General features: G+C 69.6%; 5 protein-coding genes and 1 pseudogene. 1 reads left to right on the forward strand and 5 read right to left on the reverse strand.

Annotated features, from left to right (window positions below):
* The 5 genes and pseudogenes from Q8814_RS24345 to Q8814_RS24365 form a co-directional block, all read right to left on the reverse strand.
* Positions 1-656, reverse strand: a pseudogene (locus Q8814_RS24345) (cysteine--1-D-myo-inosityl 2-amino-2-deoxy-alpha-D-glucopyranoside ligase); the annotation flags it as partial.
* A 60-nt stretch (positions 657-716) separates the two neighbouring features.
* The gene (locus Q8814_RS24350; RefSeq protein ID WP_330154539.1) at positions 717-1,523 is read right to left on the reverse strand and encodes an SCO1664 family protein; all 807 of its coding nucleotides are present in this window, start codon (positions 1,521-1,523) and stop codon (positions 717-719) included.
* Positions 1,524-1,527: 4 nt separating this feature from the next.
* Positions 1,528-2,115 (reverse strand): DUF3090 domain-containing protein, encoded by a 588-nt coding sequence (locus tag Q8814_RS24355; protein WP_330154540.1) that lies wholly within the window; start codon positions 2,113-2,115, stop codon positions 1,528-1,530.
* A 46-nt stretch (positions 2,116-2,161) separates the two neighbouring features.
* Positions 2,162-2,917: a histidine phosphatase family protein gene (locus tag Q8814_RS24360; RefSeq protein WP_330154541.1), complete on the reverse strand. Its 756-nt coding sequence runs from the start codon at positions 2,915-2,917 to the stop codon at positions 2,162-2,164.
* A 45-nt stretch (positions 2,918-2,962) separates the two neighbouring features.
* On the reverse strand, positions 2,963-3,808 hold the full coding sequence (locus tag Q8814_RS24365) for an undecaprenyl-diphosphate phosphatase (RefSeq protein WP_330154543.1): 846 nt from the start codon (positions 3,806-3,808) through the stop codon (positions 2,963-2,965).
* Between the two features lie 198 nt (positions 3,809-4,006).
* Here Q8814_RS24365 and Q8814_RS24370 point away from each other — a divergent pair, with 198 nt between their 5' ends.
* Positions 4,007-4,945 carry an aldo/keto reductase gene (locus tag Q8814_RS24370; protein WP_330154542.1) on the forward strand — a complete coding sequence of 313 codons (939 nt, stop codon included), beginning with the start codon at positions 4,007-4,009 and terminating at the stop codon, positions 4,943-4,945.
* The last annotated feature ends 76 nt before the right edge of the window (positions 4,946-5,021 follow it).

The raw sequence follows: 5,021 nt of genomic DNA on the forward strand, positions 1-5,021 counted from the left end.
GGCGACGGCCAGGCCGGTTCACCGGGCCGCTGGGCGCGCCACAGCAGCGCGTCGAGCGGGTGGTGTTTGCCGGCGCGGTCGGGGTCGCCGCCGCGCTCGGCGAAGAACCGCATCATCGTGTCGTGGTCGTAGCCGGATTCGTAGCCGAACTGCTCGGTGGCGTCGGCACGGAAGTACACGTCCGGGTACTCGGGATCGTCGACGGTGTACGCGGCACCGGACGCGACGAGCTTCTCGACGAGCTCGACGACCTCGTTGATCGATTCGACGGCTCCGATGTAGTCGCGGGGTGGCAGCACCCGCAGCGCCTCCATGTCCTCGCGGAACAGCGCGGTTTCGCGCATCCCGAGCACGACCCAGTCCTCACCGTCGCGGGCCGCGCGCTCGAACAGCGGGTCGTCGACGTCGGTGACGTTCTGGACGTAGTGCACGTCGTGACCGGCGTCGCGCCAGATGCGGTTGATCAGGTCGAACGTCAGATAGGTGGCGGCGTGCCCGAGGTGGGTGGCGTCGTACGGGGTGATGCCGCACACGTACATGGTGGCGGTCGAACCGGGGGTGACCGGGCGCACGGCCCGGTCCGCGGTGTCGAACAACCGCAACGGAGGGCCCTGCCCGGGGACGGACGGGATCGCGACATCGGACCAAGACTGCATGACCAAGAGCCTAATGGAGGCGCGGAAGTGTCCTGCCCCGGCCTCCGCGGGTCGAGTCGGTCAGAACGCGGGCCACGGGATCCGCCGGTCCCCGAGGGGACGGGGCATCACGGGCTTTTCCAGCAGTGCGGTGATGCGGGCGCGCAGCGCGGCGATCTCGGCGCCGGTGATGTAGGCGCGCAGGACATTGCCGAATTCACCGTCGAGCCGGCGGGCGAGTTTGTCGAGGTCGGTGAGCAGTTCCCGGTCCACGGCGCGCCCGGCCCAGCCCCACAGCACGGTGCGCAGTTTGTTCTCGCGGTGCAGGCAGATGCCGTGATCGACGCCGTACACACCGCCGTCGAGACCTTCGAGGGCGTGTCCGCCCTTGCGGTCGGCGTTGTTGAGGACGACGTCGAGCACCGCCATGCGGCGCAACCGCGGGTCGTCGGCATGTACGAGTGCGACGTCGGTGCCGTCCATGTCGCGGGCCCGCAGGATCGGCAGCCAGCCGTCGGGCACCTCGTCGATGGGACACAGATCGATGAGGTCCATGCGACCGGACGGGTCGTCGTTCGGGTCGCGGGTCTCGATCCATTGCTGGACCATGCCGGGTCCGAAGGGGCCGTCGCGCAGCACCGTGATGGGGATGACGTCCCAGCCGAGCGCCTCGGAGATCAGGTAGGAGGCCACTTCCCGGCCGGCGAGGGTGCCGTCCGGAAAGTCCCACAGCGGCCGTTCGCCACGCACCGGTTTGTAGACGCAGCGGATGGTGACGGAGTCGAGTTCGGCGTCGCAAACCAGCGTCGCGTTGCTGGCGTGCACGATCTGCCCGACGACGGTCAGGTCACCGTCGGTGAGCACGGTGCGCACCTCGGGGGCGCTCACCGGGTCAGGTCTCCTCGCCGAACCAGGACGCCGGATCGAATCCGGGTGTCCGCAGGTAGCCGTTGGTGCGAATGCAGATGTGGCCGTCCCCGTCGATGGGTTCGCCGCACAGCGGGCACGGGGTGCGGCCGGCGGCCACGACGATCTCGGAGCGGGCCGCGAAGCCGCGGGCCTGGATCGGGGTGAGGAACACCCGCACGGCGTCGGGTCCTTCGTCGGTGTCGTCGAGCACGACGGATTCGTCGAGTTCGGTCTCGGTCACCGCGAGCAGTTCGACGACGACGGCACCGGAGTCGGCGTCCCAGCCGAGCCCCATCGTTCCCACCCGGAATTCGGCGTCGATCGGTGTCACCAGGGGGCTGGTGTCGACGTCCGGTTCCTCGGGCAGCACGGTCCCGAAGCGGCGGTGCACCTCTTCGAGCAGCAGTCCCATCCGGTCGGCGAGAATCTGAACCTGCTGCTTTTCGAGGGTGACGCTCACCACCCGGGAATCGTGTACGGCCTGCAGGTAGAACACCCGGTCTCCCGGTTCACCGACAGTGCCGGCTACGAACCGGTCCGGGGTCCGGAACACGTGTATCGCGCGGGCCATCGCACCTCCTCGAGTCCACTCACTCTGCCATGCCGGGTCACTGTCATTATCCGCTCGCGGTGCCGTCGCTCGCGCCGTCCCGCTCTCCGGCGGCGAGCGCGGGTTCGTCGGTGGGTTCGGCGGCGTCCACGGCGCCGGGCACTTCTCCGCCGGGCACGGATTGGGGGGCGCCGGGCCCGGTGAGTCCGGACAGGTCGACGCCGGTGTCGTTGACCCGCAACACGAACGGGCGGGTGTCGGTGTAGCGCACGACGCTGATCGACGCCGGTTCGGCGACGATGCGCTGGAATCCGTCGAGATGGGTGCCGAGAGCGTCGGCGAGGATCGACTTGATCACGTCGCCGTGGGTGCAGGCGATCCACACCACGTCCGTGCCGTGGCCGTCGGCGAGCCGGCGATCGTGTTCGCGGATCGCGGCGACGGCGCGGGCCTGGACCTGGGCGAGCCCCTCCCCGCCGGGGAAGATCGCCGCGGAAGCGTGCTGTTGCACGACCGTCCACAGCGGTTCGCGCAGGAGGTCGCCGAGGGCGCGGCCGGTCCACTGCCCGTAGTCGACCTCGGCGAGCCGCTCGTCGACGGTGGGTGTCAGCTCGCGGTCCGTGGCGAGCGGATGCACCGTCTGGCGGCAACGCAACAGCGGGGAGCGCACGATGTCGGCGATGTCGAGACCGGCCAGGCGGGTGACGAGGTTCTTGGCCTGGATGTGCCCGACCTCGTCGAGTTCGACCCCGGGTGTGCGGCCGGCCAGGACGTGGGACGTGTTCGCCGTCGACCGTCCGTGGCGGAGCAGGATGACCGTCATGGATTCAGCCTAGAGGTCCGGCCGCAGCCCGGCGTGTCGTGCTGGTCAGGTAGCGGAGATCACTCCAGTGCCGAGCAGCGCGAGCACCAGCACACCCAGCGCGATGCGGTAGCCGACGAACCAGTACATGGAGTGGTTGACGACGAACTTGAGCAGCCAGGCGATGGCGGCGTAGCCGACGGCGAAGGCGATGATCGTCGCGACGAGCAGCTGCGCGCCCGAGGCGTTGAGGCCTTCTCCGGACGGTTCGAATGCGTCCGGCAGGCTGAACAGGCCCGAGGCGACGACGGCGGGGATGGCGAGCAGGAACGAGTAGCGGGCCGCAGCTTCCCGATCGAGACCGAGGAACAGGCCGGCGGAGATGGTGCCGCCCGACCGCGAGACGCCCGGGATGAGCGCCAGCGCCTGCGCGGAACCCATGACGAGGCCGTCCTTGAGTGTCAGCTGCTCGAGGGTGCGCTTCTTGGGACCGAAGTATTCGGCGGCGGCGATGACGAGGGCGAACACGATGAGCATCGTCGCGACGAGCCACAGATTGCGGGCGACGGTGCGGATGTCGTCCTTGAACAGGAAACCGAGGATGCCGATGGGGATGGTGCCGAGGATGACGTACCAGCCCATCTTGTAGTCGTGGTCGGCGCGGTGTTCGGCGCGGAACAGGCCGCGGAACCAGGCGCGCATGATCCGCCAGATGTCGCCGGCGAAGAACACGAGGACGGCCGCTTCGGTGCCGAGTTGGGTGACGGCGGTGAAGGAGGCTCCGGCGTCGTCCCCGAAGAAGACCTCGGACACGATCCGCAGATGCCCGGACGAGGAGATCGGCAGAAATTCGGTCAGGCCCTGGACAATACCGAGGATCACGGCCTGGACCCAGGTCATGGATTCGCCGATCATGCGGCGACCTCGGCACGGTCGGCGGGGCAGGCACGGAAGCAGGAGTCGATTCTCACCCGCGGAAGGCTACGCGGCGCGTCGGAACGTCGGCGCGCCGGAACATCGTTCGCCGGGTTGCGGCACTAGGGTGCTGTAACGGAGACGGCGTCCGCGACGGTGTAGCGGTGTCGTCGTATCGGGAGGACGCGGGCGGTTATGGAACAGAGAACGGTGGGAGCGAGCGGGCTGCGCGTGTCGCGGCTCGGTTTGGGCACGCTCACGTGGGGACGCGGCACCGACGGTGACGAGGCCGCCGCACAGCTGTCGGCGTTCGTCGACGCGGGCGGCACCCTGGTCGACACCTCCCCCGCGTACGGCGACGGTGTGGCGCAGCGGATCCTGGCGGAGTTGCTCGACGATGTGGTGCCCCGCAACGAGCTGGTGCTGTCGGGCAGTTCGGGCATCGATACCACCAAGATCGGCTCCGGTCGGGTGGATTGTTCCCGCGCGGGTCTGCTCACCCAGCTCGACACGACCCTGCGGGAGCTCGGGACCGACCATCTCGACGTGTGGCAGGTCGCGACGTGGGATCCGCACACCCCGGTCGAGGAGGTCGCCTCGGCCCTCGAGTTCGCTGTGGCCAGTGGCCGGGTCCGGTACGTCGGCGTCCGCGGATATCTGGGGTGGCAGCTTGCGACGGCAGCGGCCGCGTCGCATCGTCCGGCGCCGCTGGTGTGCACCCAGGTGGAGTATTCGCTGCTGGCGCGGGGCGTCGAGGAGGAACTGATCCCGGCGGCCACGCATCACGGGGTGGGCGTGTTCGCGGCGGTGCCGCTCGCGGGCGGGGTGCTGACCGGCAAGTACCGCACCGGCACCCCCGCCGATTCCCGCGGTGCCGACGACGTGCACGCCGAAGAGGTCCGCCGGTATCTGACCGAATCCGCGGTGCGGGTGGTCGATGCGGTCGCCACCGCCGCGGACGGACTCGGCACGTCCCCGCTGGCGGTTGCGCTGGCCTGGGCGCGGGATCGGCCGCAGGTCGCCTCCACGCTGGTGGGTGCGCGCGATCTCGCGCAGCTGACCGGGGTGCTCGTCGCGGAGGAACTGGCGTTGCCGCCCGCGATTGCCGCGGCCCTCGACGATGTGAGCGCCTGACCGATTCGGCTCCGGCGGCCCACCCCACCCGCCCCACGCAAAGGTTAGGCGAGCCTCCCGATGAAAGAAGTCATCA

The sequence above is a fragment of the Rhodococcus chondri genome (genome assembly GCF_036327435.1).
GTDB lineage: Bacteria > Actinomycetota > Actinomycetes > Mycobacteriales > Mycobacteriaceae > Rhodococcus > Rhodococcus chondri.